The 17,042-nt window shown below is 32.9% G+C and carries 21 protein-coding genes; 12 read left to right on the plus strand and 9 right to left on the minus strand.

Translation table 11 applies throughout. The annotated features are described in order from the left end of the window. The first annotated feature begins 70 nt into the window (after positions 1–70). A complete protein-coding gene (locus ACFQ0R_RS00225) occupies positions 71–1,276 on the plus strand; it encodes an NAD(P)-dependent oxidoreductase (protein ID WP_379656354.1) in 1,206 nt (401 codons plus the stop codon). Between the two features lie 248 nt (positions 1,277–1,524). Here the strand turns inward: ACFQ0R_RS00225 and ACFQ0R_RS00230 are convergent, their stop codons facing one another. The 4 genes from ACFQ0R_RS00230 to gcvT all read right to left on the minus strand — a co-directional run bounded on the left by ACFQ0R_RS00230 (position 1,525) and on the right by gcvT (position 4,559). Then, positions 1,525–2,148 carry an NAD(P)H-dependent oxidoreductase gene (locus tag ACFQ0R_RS00230; RefSeq protein ID WP_379656355.1) on the minus strand — a complete coding sequence of 208 codons (624 nt, stop codon included), beginning with the start codon at positions 2,146–2,148 and terminating at the stop codon, positions 1,525–1,527. 85 nt (positions 2,149–2,233) lie between these two features. Beyond that, a complete protein-coding gene (locus tag ACFQ0R_RS00235; RefSeq protein WP_379656356.1) occupies positions 2,234–2,518 on the minus strand; it encodes a 4a-hydroxytetrahydrobiopterin dehydratase in 285 nt (94 codons plus the stop codon). Positions 2,519–2,571: 53 nt separating this feature from the next. Then, positions 2,572–3,378, minus strand: a complete 807-nt coding sequence (locus tag ACFQ0R_RS00240) for a sugar nucleotide-binding protein (protein ID WP_379656357.1) — start codon at positions 3,376–3,378, stop codon at positions 2,572–2,574. A gap of 98 nt (positions 3,379–3,476) precedes the next feature. After that, positions 3,477–4,559 (minus strand): glycine cleavage system aminomethyltransferase GcvT, encoded by a 1,083-nt coding sequence (gene gcvT, locus ACFQ0R_RS00245; RefSeq protein ID WP_379656358.1) that lies wholly within the window; start codon positions 4,557–4,559, stop codon positions 3,477–3,479. A gap of 176 nt (positions 4,560–4,735) precedes the next feature. Between gcvT and ACFQ0R_RS00250 the strand changes: the two genes are divergently transcribed. Next, entirely contained in the window at positions 4,736–5,383 is a 648-nt protein-coding gene (locus ACFQ0R_RS00250; RefSeq protein ID WP_379656359.1) for a response regulator, read from the plus strand. Here the strand turns inward: ACFQ0R_RS00250 and ACFQ0R_RS00255 are convergent. Together ACFQ0R_RS00255 and ACFQ0R_RS00260 are read right to left on the minus strand one after the other, a co-directional pair. Further along, positions 5,376–6,059, minus strand: coding sequence for a hypothetical protein (locus ACFQ0R_RS00255; protein WP_379656360.1), 684 nt, complete (start codon positions 6,057–6,059; stop codon positions 5,376–5,378). The genes ACFQ0R_RS00250 and ACFQ0R_RS00255 overlap by 8 nt on opposite strands. Continuing rightward, positions 6,056–7,483: a S41 family peptidase gene (locus ACFQ0R_RS00260; protein ID WP_379656361.1), complete on the minus strand. Its 1,428-nt coding sequence runs from the start codon at positions 7,481–7,483 to the stop codon at positions 6,056–6,058. Before ACFQ0R_RS00260 ends, ACFQ0R_RS00255 begins: the two co-directional genes overlap by 4 nt. Positions 7,484–7,580: 97 nt before the next feature. Here ACFQ0R_RS00260 and ACFQ0R_RS00265 point away from each other — a divergent pair, with 97 nt between their 5' ends. From ACFQ0R_RS00265 to ACFQ0R_RS00285, 5 genes are all read left to right on the plus strand, one after another. Beyond that, a complete protein-coding gene (locus tag ACFQ0R_RS00265; protein ID WP_379656362.1) occupies positions 7,581–8,090 on the plus strand; it encodes an RNA polymerase sigma factor in 510 nt (169 codons plus the stop codon). Beyond that, the gene (locus tag ACFQ0R_RS00270; RefSeq protein WP_379656363.1) at positions 8,077–8,508 is read left to right on the plus strand and encodes a hypothetical protein; all 432 of its coding nucleotides are present in this window, start codon (positions 8,077–8,079) and stop codon (positions 8,506–8,508) included. The genes ACFQ0R_RS00265 and ACFQ0R_RS00270 overlap by 14 nt, the downstream gene beginning before the upstream one ends. 7 nt (positions 8,509–8,515) lie before the next feature. Next, positions 8,516–9,049, plus strand: a complete 534-nt coding sequence (locus ACFQ0R_RS00275; protein WP_379656364.1) for a DUF4252 domain-containing protein — start codon at positions 8,516–8,518, stop codon at positions 9,047–9,049. A gap of 2 nt (positions 9,050–9,051) precedes the next feature. After that, positions 9,052–9,588, plus strand: coding sequence for a DUF4252 domain-containing protein (locus tag ACFQ0R_RS00280; protein WP_379656365.1), 537 nt, complete (start codon positions 9,052–9,054; stop codon positions 9,586–9,588). Positions 9,589–9,667: 79 nt separating this feature from the next. Beyond that, entirely contained in the window at positions 9,668–10,036 is a 369-nt protein-coding gene (locus tag ACFQ0R_RS00285) for a DoxX family protein (RefSeq protein WP_379656366.1), read from the plus strand. On the opposite strand, the gene ACFQ0R_RS00290 is transcribed toward ACFQ0R_RS00285, so the two are convergent. Further along, complete coding sequence (locus ACFQ0R_RS00290) at positions 10,033–10,728, minus strand: hypothetical protein (RefSeq protein ID WP_379656367.1); 696 nt, start codon at positions 10,726–10,728, stop codon at positions 10,033–10,035. The genes ACFQ0R_RS00285 and ACFQ0R_RS00290 overlap by 4 nt on opposite strands. A gap of 5 nt (positions 10,729–10,733) precedes the next feature. Continuing rightward, entirely contained in the window at positions 10,734–11,321 is a 588-nt protein-coding gene (locus ACFQ0R_RS00295; RefSeq protein ID WP_379656368.1) for an acyl carrier protein phosphodiesterase, read from the minus strand. Between the two features lie 101 nt (positions 11,322–11,422). Between ACFQ0R_RS00295 and glmM the strand changes: the two genes are divergently transcribed. Next, on the plus strand, positions 11,423–12,808 hold the full coding sequence (gene glmM, locus ACFQ0R_RS00300; protein WP_379656369.1) for a phosphoglucosamine mutase: 1,386 nt from the start codon (positions 11,423–11,425) through the stop codon (positions 12,806–12,808). Positions 12,809–12,916: 108 nt separating this feature from the next. Here glmM and ACFQ0R_RS00305 read toward each other — a convergent pair whose 3' ends face one another. Then, positions 12,917–13,789, minus strand: a complete 873-nt coding sequence (locus ACFQ0R_RS00305) for a lysophospholipid acyltransferase family protein (protein ID WP_379656370.1) — start codon at positions 13,787–13,789, stop codon at positions 12,917–12,919. 55 nt (positions 13,790–13,844) lie between these two features. On the opposite strand from ACFQ0R_RS00305, the gene ACFQ0R_RS00310 reads away from it, so the two are divergent. The 4 genes from ACFQ0R_RS00310 to yaaA all read left to right on the plus strand — a co-directional run bounded on the left by ACFQ0R_RS00310 (position 13,845) and on the right by yaaA (position 17,041). Then, positions 13,845–14,492 (plus strand): rhomboid family intramembrane serine protease, encoded by a 648-nt coding sequence (locus ACFQ0R_RS00310; protein ID WP_379656371.1) that lies wholly within the window; start codon positions 13,845–13,847, stop codon positions 14,490–14,492. A gap of 70 nt (positions 14,493–14,562) precedes the next feature. Next, on the plus strand, positions 14,563–15,117 hold the full coding sequence (locus ACFQ0R_RS00315) for a PASTA domain-containing protein (protein WP_379656372.1): 555 nt from the start codon (positions 14,563–14,565) through the stop codon (positions 15,115–15,117). Between the two features lie 37 nt (positions 15,118–15,154). Next, a complete protein-coding gene (locus tag ACFQ0R_RS00320) occupies positions 15,155–16,192 on the plus strand; it encodes an RluA family pseudouridine synthase (RefSeq protein ID WP_379656373.1) in 1,038 nt (345 codons plus the stop codon). Between the two features lie 87 nt (positions 16,193–16,279). Next, positions 16,280–17,041: a peroxide stress protein YaaA gene (gene yaaA, locus ACFQ0R_RS00325; protein ID WP_379656374.1), complete on the plus strand. Its 762-nt coding sequence runs from the start codon at positions 16,280–16,282 to the stop codon at positions 17,039–17,041. The last annotated feature ends 1 nt before the right edge of the window (position 17,042 follow it).

The following is a 17,042-nucleotide window of genomic DNA, read 5'->3' on the forward strand; positions in this document are numbered from 1 at the left end:
TCCAAAACAGGAATGCGAAAATAGATATTAATCCTATATTTGAAGCAAAAATCATCTTAAAATAATTAATATGAAAATAGGACTTATAAAAGAGCGGAAAACTCCACCAGATAGACGTGTAGTGTTTTCACCACAAAAAGCCAAAGAAGTCCAGAGTCAGTTTAAAGATTTACAGTTCGTTGTAGAACCTTCAGACATTCGCATATTTTCAAATGAAACTTATGAACAGCAAGATTTAAGTTTGGAAAGTGACTTGTCAGATTGTGATATTCTACTTGGTGTGAAAGAAGTGCCTATTGAAGCTCTGATTCCAAATAAGTCCTATTTCTTCTTTTCCCATACTATCAAAAAACAACCTTACAATAGAGATTTACTTAAAGCAATAATCGATAAAAATATTCAACTTTATGATCATGAGGTTATAACGTCTAATAAAGGGGGACGACTCATAGGTTTTGGTCGTTATGCTGGCTTAGTTGGAGCGTATAATGGTTTTAGAGCTTTAGGATTAAGAGATAAACTTTTTGATTTGCCCAAAGTTGAGAGCCTGGATGATCTAGATGCCTTAAAAAGAGAATTAGGCAATATAAAAATCTCAAATCTTAAAATTTGTCTTTCAGGATTAGGAAAAGTCGCAAAAGGGGCTAAAGAAATTTTGGATTTTTTAAAAATTAAACAAGTCACTGTAGAGGAATTTCTGACTAGCTCTTACCAAGAACCTGTTTTTACTGTAATTAATGTGTTGGATTATAACAAAAGAAAGGATGGAAAGCCTGGTAAGATTTCCGAGTTCATCTTAGATCCAACGCCGTATGAATCGGATTTTATGAGATTTGCTAAAGTCACAGATTTCTTTATTGCGGGACATTTCTACGGTGATAATGCACCTTATTTATTTACCAGAGAAGATGCCAAACATCGTGACTTTAAAATCAATCTCGTTGCTGATATCAGTTGCGATATCGATGGCCCTGTTGCCTCAACCATAAGAGCTTCTACCATCGCATATCCGTTTTATGGTTACCATCCACAAACTGAATCTGAAGTTGCTTATGATGCCAAAGAGGCCATTACAGTCATGGCTGTAGACAATCTGCCCTGTGAATTGCCTAAAGACGCTAGTGAAGGTTTTGGACAAATGTTTGCCGAACACGTGGTTCCTGCATTTTTCAACAATGATTTAGATGGAATTTTAGAACGGGCTAGAATGACCAAAGATGGGAAACTAACCCCTAGATATGCTTATTTACAAGATTTCGTAGATGGGAAAGAATAATTTAAAATTTATAGCATAAATCTTAAACCCCACAGGTTTTAAAAACCTGTGGGGTCTTTCTACAAATCATTTTTTTGAATTTTTCCTTAGATTTTTCTAACAAAAATTAAGTAGTATTCCTAATGAGGTCAGAATTCAGAATAACCAAAATGAAAATTAAGTTTAATGTATGAATATAACACTTTTGGAAGTGAAGAAATAGTTCTTGACTCTTGAGATCAATTCAACCTTAATCTAAAATCTAACCTCTAAAACTCAATAATTGTCTCTTCCTGAGGTCGTCTCACTTTTTTGAAATCGGCAAATTTATCATCTTTTGCTCGATAACCTACTGGAAGAACTAGTGCTGAGGATATTCCTTTTTCTTTCAAATTTAAAATATCATCATAAGCATGACTTTCGAAACCTTCCATCGGGCAAGCATCAATTTTTTCTGCAGCGCAAATCGTTAGTAAATTCCCCATAGCCAAATAAGCTTGATTTATCCCCCAAGCTTTTATCTGCTGGTCATTTCTGTTGGTAAAATCTTTGATCAAAAAATCTCTAAAAGGTTTTACGATCTCATCTTCCGCTTCTCGAATTTCTTTTTGCAATTCAAAATTATGATTGATGAATTCCTCATCCACCGTGTTTTCAATACAAATTACCAAAACATGCGAAGCCGTTTTCACTTGAATTTGATTGTAACTATGCTCAAATAACTTATTTTTTAAGTCTTGGTTTTTAACGATAACCAGTCTTAATGGTTGTAGACCATAAGATGTAGGCGTCAAATTAAAGCCTTTTTTTAAAAGCTCAATTTTATTTGAATCTATGGATTTGGAATCGTCAAATTTCTTTGTTGCATATCTCCATTCTAAAGCATCAATCATATTCAAAATAATTTTTGAACAAATATAGAATTAAGATTCTTCCAGTGTTTAGCTATTGAAATAATTAACTCAACTTTTGTTAAAATTAGGCGGTAATGATTTCTTCAATTTTTTCTGCCAGTTTAAAGTCCTTGTCAGTTACCCCATCAGCATCATGAGTGGATAAAGAAATTTCAAGGGTGTTATAAACATTATACCATTGAGGATGATGCTGCTGTGCCTCAGCTTCAAAAGCAATTCTTGTCATTGCAGCAAAAGCTTCTTTAAAGTTTGCAAATTCTAGGGTAGTATGGATGGCATTTCCATTGAAAGTCCAGCCTTCAAACTTTTCTAATCTTGATTCAATTTCTGCGTCTTGTAATGGTTTCATAAAATTTAATTTTGAACACAAGTTACAATATTAGCTGTAGAATAAAATAGAGATTATGAAAGTTTCACAGAATTCTTTACAACTTCATCTATATTTATTTGTAAATTCTCAGGTAGTATGTTTTTCTTTGGAATAACAGCAATGTACCGGTCCTCGTTGGAATTATACACATTTTTGAATATTGGATTTTCAAGATTTAATCCTCTTAAGATGTCGTGCACCAATTCTTTATGATGAATCAAATCTTTACTACCAAGGTGATAAACTCCCTGTAGTTCTCTGTTGATTATGTAATGAATTTGCTGGGCAAACTTATCATGGGTAGTTGCATTCATAACGACGTTTGGAAAAACTTCAATAGGTTCTTTCAACTCATGCATAAGCTTCAGCTCTTTCAACCTAGGGGAATTATGCCCATAAATCATGGGAAGCCTTACAATATTATATAGATGATTAGGGAGCCTGAGTAATGCATTTTCTATTTTTATTTTAAACCTTCCATACACACTATCAGACAGTGTTTTATCATATTCATAAGATGGGTAGTTTGTAAATACATCAAATACGTTTGCGGAAGAAATAAAAATCAATTTTTTCTGAAATTTGATGAGGTAATCAATAATTTCAAAATGGCTGTGTATTTGTGCAGTGAAATCACCCCTTATAGCAGAAATAATTAAATCTGGGGCAAGTTCCTTCAACAGAAGACTTATAGTTTCAGTTTCTGTATCCCATTGAAACATTCTCTTATTGATGTCGTGAGCCTCGTTGTCTGTCGCATAAGTTCCATAAACATCGTAATAAGGAGATAGTTCCTTATAAAGGACGCTGCCTAAAAAGCCACTAGCTCCTAAAATCAATATTTTTTTTGAGTGTTTAATAACTTTGTGTTTTTTAAGTAAATAAATTGAGCCATTCCTAGTCTAGAAATGGCTCAATTCTCTAGCTTTTTATATAGCTAAGCTTTGTAAAAAGGAGGCTTTACAATAACTGCTTTTACTTGTTTTTTTCTAATTTGGATAAAAATTTCATTTCCAAATTTTGCATATTCTGTTTTTACATAACCCATGCCAATCGCCTTTTTGAGACTAGGAGACATAGTTCCAGAGGTGACATGGCCTATTTTTTCACCTTCAGCATTAAGAAGTTCATAACCATGTCTTGGAATTCCTTTGTCAGTAACTTCAAACGCAACTAGTTTTCTTGAAGGTCCATTTTCTTTTTCTTGTTTTAATGCTTCAGCATTGATAAAATCTTTGGTGAATTTGGTTATCCAGCCCAATTTAGCTTCAATAGGAGAAGTTGTTTCATCAATATCATTTCCATAAAGGCACATTCCCATTTCTAGTCTCAATGTGTCACGAGCAGCTAGACCGATAGGTTTTATACCAAATTCTTTTCCAGCTTCTAGTACAGAGGTCCAGATCTGCTCTGCATCTTTATTTTTGAAGTAAATCTCGAAACCTCCACTACCTGTGTAACCAGTGGCTGATATGATAACATCCTGAGCTCCTCCAAATTCTCCAACTTCAAAGTGGTAAAACTTAATGTCTGATAAATTTAATGGAGAAATACTTTGCATAGCCTCTACTGCTTTAGGCCCTTGGATAGCTAATAGAGAGTAATCGTCTGATAAGTCTAACAATTCAGCATCAAAAGTATTGTGAGATTTGATCCAGTCCCAATCTTTCTGAATATTGGAAGCATTGACAACCATCATAAATTTTTCTTTATGAAATTTGTAAATGATGAGATCATCTACAATTCCTCCTGATTTATTTGGCATGCAGGTGTACTGAGCCTGACCGTCAACTAGGGTAGAAGCATCATTGGAAGTTACTTTTTGAATAAGTTGTAGAGCTTCCTTGCCTTCAACAAAAAATTCTCCCATGTGTGATACATCAAAAACACCAAGATGCTGGCGAACAGTTTCATGTTCTTCATTTACACCTGTGTAAGATACTGGCATTTCATAACCTGCAAAAGGAACCATCTTCGCTCCTAATTTATGATGAATATGATTGAGTGCTGTAGATTTCATATGCAATTTTTTTTCGTTTGCAAATTTAAGATTAAAATAAAGATTGAGCGCTTATGAAATATTATTTCATCCTTTGGTAATTCTATTTAATTTTTTTTTAATAAGATATTTAAATATAGATGTAGTATTAATACTACTTTTTGTATTTTAGTGAAAATTTAAATAGCCAATTTAATTTGAAGAAAATATCAAAAATTATTTTAGCAGATGATCACGACGTTGTAAAACACGGAGTTGAGGCTATTATCCTTCAGAATATTTCTAATCCAGAAATTATAAAAGTTGCTTCAACTAATGAGTTGAGAAATCAACTTTTAGCTCATAAAAATATTGATTTAGTTATTTTGGATATTAAAATGCCTGGGGGAAACACTGTTGACATTGTAAAAGACATTAAATCTAATTACGAGGACACCAAAATACTTATGTATTCTGCCCATGATGAACCTCAATACGCTGTGAATTTCATAAGAAATGGAGCTGATGGTTATCTTAGCAAATCTCAGCCTTTACATAAAATAGCTTTAGCTATCAAGGTATTAGAAAATGGAAAACGTTTTATAGATGAAACTTTTGATGTTGATCTTATAAATAAAATGGGTGAAAATGACCTGTCATTATCCAATTTGCTTTCTCACAGAGAGTTTCAAATATTGTCATTACTAGCTGATGGGAAATCTAACATAGATATTTCTGATGAGCTCAATCTACAAAAATCTACAGTAAGTACATATAAAAAGAGAATTATGCAAAAGCTAAATATTGACAACAATATTGGACTGGTAGACGCATACAGAACAGACTTTAAGATTAAAGCTAGTTAGCTAAGTTAAGACTCAAACTAAGGCCTGTTTTTTCTTCTTTTAAACTTATCTCTGCATCCAAATAATCACATATAGAGTTTAAAATTTCTTTTTGTTTTAGACCTTTAATTTCACTTTCAACTAGTTTATAGGTTTCAGCTTTATCTATTGAGGAATTAAACCTAATTAACAATTTTTCTTCTTTTGATTCAATAACAATAGAATCAATTTTCAATTTCAGTTTATAAAAACAGACAAGTATGCTGCTTATTAAATATTTGTTGAGAATGAGGTCTGTTTTCAGCTCAGCTTTAAGTTGACCACTAATGAGATTTTTGTCAAAATCAATATCAAAATTCTCAAAGCTTGAAACGATGACATCCTTTGCAGGCCAAAATTCTTTTTGCTTTTCAAGTTTTGACCTGGCATCAGCAATTATCTGTATAGCTTCTTTATTTAGTTTGGAAGTTGAATTAGTGATTACTCTTGCAGTTTCTTTTAAATTTTTATCAGCTTTTTCATCTAACTGAGAGTTGAGAATTTCTGTTGAGAACTTAAGGTAACCCAAAGGGGTAGTTATGTCATGAGCGACAATCGAAACTAAAGATTTAAAATCATCTTGAAGCTTCAAAAGCTTTAGCTTCAAAATTACATGTTCTTCAAGATGCTTTATTTTTTTGAGTTTTTTAGAGATCAAAATGATAAAGAATTTGAATCTATGTACATCCGTTGGTATGATGGTTCAAACATTTGATTTTCTCCAATGATTTCAACGGGAATTCGATTTTTTTCTTGCCATGAAGAGGGAGCAAATCCAGGGCTTATTTCCTGTAAAGCTCTATTAAGTAAGACTTCCTGTACATTCCCAAGAGTGCCAAGGTTTTCGAAATTTTCACTTTGATTAATATCAGGTGGGAGACCATCAAAAAAATCTGTAAAACCATCTTTATTAGCTGTTTTAAGGATTAAAGGCTGGATAGCGTAAGTATGATTTAAATTTACATCTCTTCTTGAGTAGTCTGGGGAATCATATAATGTTGCTGAGCCTTCAAATTTTCCTTCGGTTGTGCTTCCAATTTGAACCACATTTATATATGGATTTAAAGCATTTATGAGAAGTTCACTAGCAGAGGCTGAAGATTCCGTGGTGAGAACATAAACTCTAGATAAATTTAAGCTATTGATTGTTTCTCCTGTAGAAATTTCATTGTCAAATATTAAATTTTCTTCCTCAAAATTTTCATTAAATATTTGCTTTGCAAAAATTTGACCATTGAATTGTCCAGTAATCATGCTTGATAAGTCTTTAGCAGTCTCTATACTTCCACCAGAATTGTATCTCAAATCCAAAACTAAATCGGTAATTCCTTCAGAAGCAAAATTTGAAAAGACAGTGTTCAGCTCAGCATTAAACGGTGTTCTGAAGTTATTGTACATTAAGTAACCAACCTTCAGGCCATCGACATCAAGAACTTTATGTTCATGGATAGGGTTTTCAGTAAGTTGAATTTTACTTAGGCTTACTTCTTCATCTCTAGATGTCAGCACACGATCTTGTAAATCTGCTAAACCAATTGTGTAACTATCTGGAGAAAGAAGAAGATTGAAATTTGTCTGTGGAGTAAAGAGATTACCATCTATTCTATTAAATATAACGCCACGTTCCAAACCTGCCACATCTGCGGGGGAACCTGGCACCACATATCTTATATAACCAAAAACTGTATTTGTTCCTTCATACTGAATTAAGCCAAATGCCATACCGTTAGACCTGGAAATACCATCCAGGCTTTGTTCCAAGGTTACAAAATCTGATACGATAAAGCTAAAACGATCTTGGTCTGCGAGAAGAGAGAAGAAAAAATCTACAGGAGAATCTATCTTGTTAAGAAAGTTTCTGTAATCTGTAATGTTATTATTATCAAAACGATCATTAGCCAAATCCGGAGAGTCACTTTTATACACATAAAATAAATTCATCGCTTTCCAAATGAAGTCTTTGATGTTTTCTTGATTGGCCAATTCATTTATGTTTGAAATATTATCATCTCTATCGTCTTGGCAAGAATAAAGAAGAAGTAGTGATAGCGAAGAAGCCACTATAAATCGGAATAATTTCATTTTCAATAAATATTTTAGATAAAAATAGTCAAATTTACGACAGATATGGATGATGTAACAAATCATTTATTGTGTCGTCTTCTATAAAATAGGTTTTATGACTTCTGAAATTTATTCGCAACAAGTTTTACCACTACAAGATAAAATCTTTAGGTTTTCTCGTCGCCTTTTATCTTCAGAAGTAGCAGCTAAAGATGCAACTCAGGACGTTCTTTTAAAGTTATGGAAGTTAAGAAAGCAATTAAAAGACATAAAGAATATTGAAGCTTATGCTATGACTACAACAAAGAATTTATGTTATGACGTATTGAAGTCCAAACACAATAGAACATTGGAACTCGTACATAGCAATTATACAAACGCTGGTTCTTCACTTACTTCAGAAATAGAGGCGAGAGATGAAGCAGAGATAGTTGCAAGATTAATAAGTGAGTTACCGGAACAGCAAAGGGCTATTATTCAGTTGAGAGATGTTGAGCAATTTTCTAATCAAGAAATTGAAGAAATAATGGGTTTGAACTCAACATCGGTACGTGTAGCACTTTCTAGAGCAAGAAAAAAAATCATTAATGAATTGAAAAAAACATCAGCTTATGGAATTCAGTAAAGCTTATATAAATAAGTTATTAAACTTATATGAAGAAGGAGAGACAAGTCTAGAGCAGGAGAAAGAGCTGAAGTTATACTTTTCTTCTGATGACTACGACAAAGATTTTGAAGCTTACGCTTTTCTTTTTAAGTATTTTGAAAAAGAATCTAAAACAATGAGTCCTCAACTGAAAACAAAAGATAAAAAATCCTCCAACCATTTTTGGATCAACATTGCAGCAAGCATTTGCATTGTTTTAGGGGGACTTTGGTATTACGAGTATTATGTAAATAAACAAGAAATGAAAGAAGCAAGGCAAGCTTTTAAAACCACTCAAAATGCTCTTAATTTTTTGTCTATTAATATGAATGAAGGCTTAGAAAAATTGGAATATGTAGAAGTATTCAGCACACAAAAAAATAAAATAATTAAATAATAAAGCTATGAAACGAATTAAATTATTAGGTCTTACCGTGGCCATCGCTTTTCTGAGTACCACAGTTGTAGCTCAAGATTTCAGTAAGTATGATAACGTGAGAGAGATTAACTCTATCGTGGTCAATAAAAGTATGTTTAAACTCATGAGTAAATTAGACTTAGATAGTCAGGATGAGGATGTAAAAGCTTATCTCGAACTTGTAGAAAATCTTGACGATATCAAGGTTTATACTACCGAAAGTCTTGAGTACGGGAAGCAGCTTCAATCTGATTTTGATGCTTTGAAGTCTAAAAACAATTTAGAAGAGCTGATGAGGGTTAAAAGTGATGGAAAGAATGTGAATTTTTACATTAAGCCAGGGAAGTCAGACGACTACGTGAATCAACTTTTGATGTTCATCAATTCTTATGAAGCATCAGATACTCAATCTGTACTTATGCTCATAAACGGTAATATCGATTTAAAAAACATCTCTAAGCTTACAAGCCAGATGAATATTCCAGGGGGAAAGTCTTTGGAAAATCTTAAAGACCAATAGTCATGAAAAAGATATTTTTAATAGCACTTATAGGTATTACGCTGGTGGCTTGTAATTCCAAACCAAGTCTTCAGGAATATCTTGTGGAAAAAGAAAATTCTACTGAATTTATTTCTGCAAGCCTACCAACAAATATTTTATTTCAAAATCTAGATAGCTTATCTTCAAAAGAGAAAAGTAGCTTACAGAAAATTGAAAAAATAAATTTACTAGCTCTTACAAAAAGTAAAGGAGCACCTATTCTAGTAAGAGAACGCGCAAATATTAAGACTATTCTCAATCAGTCAAACTATGAACCGCTACTGAATTTCAGTAGTGGAGGTAGAGAAGCCAGATTGCTTTATGCAGGTAATGATAGTGAAATCGATGAACTTATTTTTTTCGGATTTGATTCTGAAATGGGATTATTGCTATTGAGAATGAGGGGAAATGATGTTGAGGCCAGTGACATATATCAAATTACTCAATCTGCCCAAAAATTAAATATGAATGCTTTACCTGGTGGGTTTGGAAATCTTATTGGTAATCTAGAAAAATAAGAGGTTTTTTACATTAAAATTATGTTAGATTACCTTAATTTTTGAAAATTATTTGGATATTTATAAAAAATAATAAACTATGAGTACACTTATTATAATTTTCAAAATAATAATCGCACTAGGAATTCTAAATGTCTGGTTATTAAGATTTAACAAGAAGACAGAATGGCGTGGAGGAGGAGCAGGAAGTATGAACGAAGAATTTGAAAAATATGGGTTGCCAATATGGTTTGTCCCTGTAATTGGTTTTCTGAAACTTTTATTTGCAATTTTACTTATTGTAAGCATTTTTGAAACCGGTTACGATTTAGCTTTTATTGGCTCTGTTGGGATGGGAATTTTAATGATTGGTGCAATTGCAATGCATATAAAAGTTAATGACGAGTTGAAGCGTTCATTACCAGCGTTTTTAATGCTTCTGATGTCTGCAGTGATAGCATTTGCCTAGCGTTGAGTCTCTAGATTTGTAATATTGATTGGTATTCCAAGGACAGTTTTTTGAGTTGATACAATCATACCAGACTGGGTTTCGACCCAGTCTTTCCATTTTGCCTTCAGACCACCTATGGGGATTATTGAAACCCACATTTTAAAAGAAGTTGGTCTGAAATTTTCATCAACTTTCCATAAATAAGAATCACCAGGAGTCGAACCTCCAGAGGTATAAGTTACCAATAGGCTTTTACTACCATCTTCTTCTTCAACTATTCTTCTTTCAACATTATCTTCCATTAATTTATAAGGAGCTATCAGCCAAAAAGAATCATTATTAAAATTTTTGATTGAAGTTTTAATTAATTCTTCATGATCTGAATTTTTGGATTCAATTACTTCGCTTTTAGAATAGTCATCCAAATTCAATTTCACTTTATACTTATCAGATTTGACTATGACGTAATTTTCAGACTTATGCCATTCATAAGAATGTATTCCTGCAAATGTCCAACTTATCATTTTGGTATTTTGAAAGGCTTGATAATTTAATTCTTTCAGAATATTTTTTGCAAACTCATCAGCTTCAGCTCCCTGTTTGCCTTCAGGAAGTTTTTCTGATATGATAAAACCGGCAATAGTCAAAATCAGGATTAGGCTTAATAAAGCTATTCCGATGATCTTGAGGACTTTCAACAATCGTTTCATGAAATTTATTTCTGTTCGTTAATTTTTGATTTACAAAAAGCTCTTATATCTTCAAAGAAACTTTTAAATTCTGTTTCAAATTCATCTTGATGGGTCAAGTAGATTTCAACCCCTTTGTGAAGCTGAGTTTCGTGTTTGGTTTTGTTATTCATCTGCTTCAAGATTTTTGTTAAATCTTCGATATTAGCATAACTAAGTAACCAATTGTGTTCTATCATGTAGGGTACAACCTTGCTAATTTTTTCGGGAAGCAAATGTTCATTAGTTTTCAAAAGTAAATAGAATTCTTCAGCAAAAATTGGCAGCTTCACATCGCTATACTCACCCCAGTGTTTAGCTAATATGTGATCGTAAATCATATCTATTACTACACCATTATAATGTCTAAGTTTGTCGAAAAAACGGTGAGCTCCTTTAGAAACTAAAGGGTGGTGATCGGTAAAGTCATCTATAGCTCTATGAAGTAAAATTCCTTTCTGTATTTCTTCAGGATATTTCAGGTAAGATTTCCCTTTAATTTCATCTGCCATGAAATTTCCTAACTTTAGAAAGTCATCATTTCCGGAAAGATATATGTGAGCTAAATAATTCATTGCTCTAAAGTATATTATTAAGCAGTTTTAGCAAATATTTTATGAGTTAAATCTTTTGACTTGTATATTTACGACTAAAAAATTTCATCAAAACCAAAATTATGACACTTATTAAATCTATATCTGGAATTCGAGGAACTATAGGAGGAAAGGTAGGAGACAATCTAACCCCACTTGATGTGGTAAAATTTTCTGCTGCATACGGACAGTGGATAAAGACTCAAAGAAATAAAGATAACTATAAAGTCGTAGTTGGAAGAGACGCAAGAATTTCTGGAAAAATGGTACAATCTCTTGTTATGCAAACTTTATCTGGCATGGGGATTCATGTTGTCGATTTAGAGCTTTCTACTACACCAACTGTGGAAGTAGCTGTGAAAATGGAACATGCGGATGGAGGAATTATTCTTACAGCTAGCCATAATCCTGAACAATGGAACGCTTTAAAACTTCTGAATAAAGATGGTGAGTTTTTAAATGCAGAAGAGGGAGAGCAAATTTTAAAATTTGTAGAACTGGAAGATTTTGAATTTTCTGAAGTTGACGATTTAGGTAAAATCACTCATCATAATGCTTATATAGATCTTCATATTGAAGAGATATTAAATTTAGACCTGGTAGAAGTTGACCGTATTAAAGATGCAAATATAAAAGTAGTAGTAGATGCAGTAAATTCCACAGGGGGGATCTCTATTCCACCACTTTTAGAAATGCTGGGGGTAGAAGTTGTGAAGCTTTATTGCGAGCCTAATGGGGATTTTCCTCATAATCCAGAGCCACTAGCCAAGCACCTTACTGAATTGTCTGAAAAAGTAAAAGATCAACACGCAGATTTTGGTATCGCCGTAGATCCTGATGTTGATAGACTAGCTTTTGTTGATGAAAATGGTGAAATGTTTGGAGAAGAATATACCTTGGTAAGTATAGCGGATTATGTTTTAAGTAGAAAAAAAGGCTCAACTGTAAGTAATTTATCTTCTTCACGTGCCTTGAGAGACATTACAGAAAAGTATGGTTGTGAGTATTTTGCAAGTGCTGTTGGTGAAGTAAATGTTGTTGCCAAAATGAAAAAAGTTGATGCAGTAATTGGAGGTGAAGGCAATGGAGGTGTTATATATCCTGAGTTGCACTATGGGAGAGATAGCTTAGTTGGGGTGGCTTTATTTTTGAGTTTGCTTACTGAGAGAAAAATGAAAGTGTCCGAATTAAGACAGACTTACACTTCTTATTTCATGGCAAAAGAAAAAATTGAATTAACACCAGGCCTTAACGTAGATTCATTACTGAATAAGATTCAAGAAAAGTATCAAGATGAAGATATTTCATCAATAGATGGAGTGAAAATTGATTTTGAAACTAATTGGGTTCATTTGAGAAAATCAAATACTGAACCTATTATAAGAATATATACAGAAGCTAAAAGTCAAAAAGAAGCTGATGAATTGGCTCAACGCTTTATTGCTGAACTTGAAGAACAAAGCAAATAGCCAATTAATAACATTAATTTCAAGTAGAAGTTCCCATTACTTAGCTTTGAAGTAAAATAAGGTAAATTTAGATAGAATACCCCAAAGACTTTGTCCTGGGGTATTTTACTAAATTTTTCTATGTTTCCAGCGTTTATGTGTCCAAAGGTAATATTCTGGAGCTTCGTGAATTTGTTTTTCTAATAGTGTAAGAAAACGGTCTGTAATTTCGTAGTCTGGAATTAGTTTAGGCTGGTCGGTGATAAGCTCGAAACAACATTTATAATGACCACGCTTTACTTTAGAAATTTTAGTAAAAACGACTGCATGGTCTAATTTTTTAGCCATCATTTCTGCTCCTGTATACACAGGAACTTTTATTCCCATAAATTCTTTCCAATGAAAAGCTTTATCTCTTTTTGGAGATTGGTCTGATATAAAACCGCTAACAGTTAGTTCTCCTTTTGCATTGACATCGTTTAATACTTTTACTGTTTCTTTAGTAGTGATTAGAAAAGTATCATATTTAGCTCTAATACGTTTTACTAATCTGTCAAAATATTTGTTATTCAATCGCTTATAAATACCGTAACCCTTATGATTTATAAAAGTTTGTAAAATAAAAATCCATTCCCAGTTTCCATAGTGACCTAAAATCAAAATAACACTTTTGTTGTTTTTTTCAAGATCTGAGAAAATAGACAAATTCTCTAATTCAAAACGCTTCTCAAGTTCTTTTTTAGACATTGAAATTGATTTAATCGACTCAAATATCATGTCACATAAATGTTTGTAAAACTTCTTAGCGATAGCCTCATGTTGTGACTTTGAGTATTCAGGGAATGCAAGTCTTAGGTTACTAATAACTACTTTTTTACGATAAGCAAACAAATTGTAAACTAAGATATAAACGGCATCAGATAAGAGATAAATAACTTTAAAAGGCAGTTTTGAGATTACCCATAAAAATGGATACACTAAAACATAAATCAATAATTGCATTAAGGCTAATTTTGTGCAAAGATAGGTATATTTGGCCTTTTGAGATTCGAAAATTATGGGTGGACTAGATTTTATAGTGATTGCGATTATTGCAGCAAATGTTTTGATTTCTTTTAAAGGCTTTAATGATTATGACTTTTTCAATCGCTATAAATTTGAAGTGTCATCCATCAAAGCTGGTGATAAAATCAGAATATTAAGTTCTGCTTTCCTTCATGTAGATACAACCCACCTCTTTGTCAATATGTTGACATTGTATTTTTTCGCTTCCAGTGTTGTAGCTTTTGTAGGAGCTGGTGGTTTTCTTTTGGTGTATTTTGGAAGTTTGGTCCTAGGAAATTTACTCTCACTTCAGTTTCATAAAGATGAGTCCAATTATACAGCAGTAGGGGCCAGTGGGGCAGTAGTAGGTGTTTTGTATGCTGCTATTTTACTCCAGCCTGATATGATGTTAGGCTTGTTCTTTATCATTCCAATTCCAGCTTATGTATTTGGTATAGGCTATTTGTTTTATTCTATTTGGGCGATGAAAGCCCGAAGAGATAATGTTGGCCACGATGCTCATTTTGGAGGAGCTATGGGAGGTTATTTTATTACGCTTTTGCTTTCGCCTTGGGTTTTACAAGAACATTTGCTCATGGTAATCTTGCTAGCCATTCCTATTATTGTACTTTTTGTGCTTCAGAAGCTGGGGAAACTATAATTTTATATATTCACTTACGTTATTTTTTATTCTAGGTTTAGCATAGCTTATATTTGCAAATATTTTTCTTATGAAATTCTTCAAATTTATTTTTAGTAAAGTTTTTTTGCTTCAGTTAATACTAGCAATAGTGCTAATTTTTGTGTTAGTGTTTGGTACGCTAAAATATTTGGATATTATGACCAATCACAATGAAACTATCGTTGTTCCAGATTTATCAAAATTTGAATTGGACATTGTTGATAAAAAACTGGAGGAAATGAATTTGAGACGTGAAGTTTTAGATTCTGCAAATTATAACCCAAATTATCCACCATATTCAGTGTTGGATCAAGTTCCGAAACCAGGAAAGACAGTAAAGGAAAATCGTAAAATTTACTTAACACTCAATCCTTCTGGATATATTGATGTAGAAATTCCTAAAAACCTAATAAGAAAAACAAGAAGACAAGTTGAGCCAACTCTAATAGCTTTAGGTTTTGAGATAGGTGATATCATCAAGAAACCTGATATTGCTAAAGGTGCAATTTTAGAATTGAGACATAAAGGAGAAACCATAAAGGCTGGTGATAAGTTGCCTAAAACGAGTACAATAGACTTAGTAGTGGGAGACGGCAGTTTATAGACTGTTTTTTCTTATAAAGTTCTAAACCACAATCACAATGCAAGCACACGATAATCTAGATGAGAATGATGACCTTTATGAACATCATAGCTTTACAGCAACCAAAGGCCAAGAGCCACTGCGGGTAGACAAGTTTTTGATGAACTTCATTGAAAATGCCACACGTAATAAAGTACAACAGGCGGCTAAAGACGGCAACATCTATGTTAACGGCATTGTTGTTAAACAAAACTATAAAGTGAAAGCGGGTGACGAAGTAAAAGTTCTTTTGGCGTATCCGCCTTATGAAAACTTGCTTACTCCAGAAAATATACCTTTGGATATTGTATATGAGGATGAAGCACTTCTTGTAGTCAATAAACCAACTGGTATGGTAGTCCATCCAGGCCATGGAAATTATTCAGGAACGCTTATAAATGCGTTGATTTATCATTTTGATAATTTGCCAAACAACAGTAGTGATCGCCCAGGGCTAGTCCATCGTATTGATAAAGACACAAGTGGTTTACTGGTGGTTGCCAAAACAGAATCTGCGATGGCTCATCTCACAAATCAATTTTTCCATAAAACAAGTAAGCGAGAGTATGTTGCTCTAGTTTGGGGAAATATGAATGAAGATGAAGGAACTATTGAAGGAAATATTGGTAGAAACCCTAAGAATAGACTTCAAAATATTGTCTATTCTGGAGACGAAGTCGATCAGGGAAAGCATGCAGTTACTCATTACAAAGTCATAGAACGTTTAGGCTATGTCACTTTAATATCCTGCCAACTCGAAACAGGCAGAACTCACCAAATTCGTGTACATCTCAAGCACATTGGTCATACACTTTTCAATGATGAGCGCTATGGAGGAGATAGGATATTGAAAGGAACAACCTTTACAAAATATAAACAATTTGTAGATAATTGTTTTAAAATTCTTCCTCGTCAAGCTCTGCACGCAAAAACTTTAGCCTTTGAACATCCAGTTTCCAAAGAGTGGATGGAATTTGATTCTGAAGTGCCTTCAGATATTTCAGATTGTATAGAACGGTGGAGAAATTATGCTAAAAATAGCAAAGAGAATATTTAGGATAAGAGAAAGTAATAGTTTTATCTTATTTTATTATTTAGATTTATATATCACTTTTTAAAATTATTTTAATTTTAAAATAAAAAAATGAAATTAGTAGTATCTCCCGCAAAATCGCTTAATCAAGAAGATAAACTTCCAACAGATAAATACACAATACCTGTATTTGAGGAATTAGCTGGTAAAGTCAATCGTAAGTTATTAAGAATGACAAAAGATGAGATCGCTGAACTTATGAGCATAAGTGATAAACTTGCCGATCTTAATTATGGTAGATATCAAGAATTTGAAGATAAACATACTAAGGAAAACTCTAGACCTGCTATATATATGTTTGATGGCGATGTCTATACAGGGATAGATGCTTATACGATTCCAGAAGAGAAAATTGACAGATTGCAAGATTCCCTTAGAATTTTATCAGGAATGTATGGAGTCTTAAAACCTTTAGACCTTATGCAGCCTTATAGATTGGAAATGGGTACTAAATTATCCATTGAGTCTAATGAGGATTTATATGAGTTGTGGAAAGATAAAATCACTTCTCAACTCAATTCTGAATTGGAACAAGGGGAACTTTTTATAAATCTGGCCAGTCAAGAATATTTTAAAGCAATTGATTCCAAAAAGCTTGATGCTGAAATTATTAGTCCAGTTTTCAAAGATTTCAAAAATGGCAAGCTTAAAATTATAAGTTTCTATGCTAAAAAGGCTAGAGGACTTATGGTAAGATATATTTTGGATCATGACATCAATACCTTAGAAGGTATCAAGGGATTTGATTATGAAGATTATCATTTTTCTGAAGAACACACAACGAAGACATCGGAGCCTGTCTTTATAAGATAAC

Source organism: Psychroflexus salinarum, from assembly GCF_042677225.1.
In the GTDB taxonomy this organism is placed as follows: domain Bacteria; phylum Bacteroidota; class Bacteroidia; order Flavobacteriales; family Flavobacteriaceae; genus Psychroflexus; species Psychroflexus salinarum.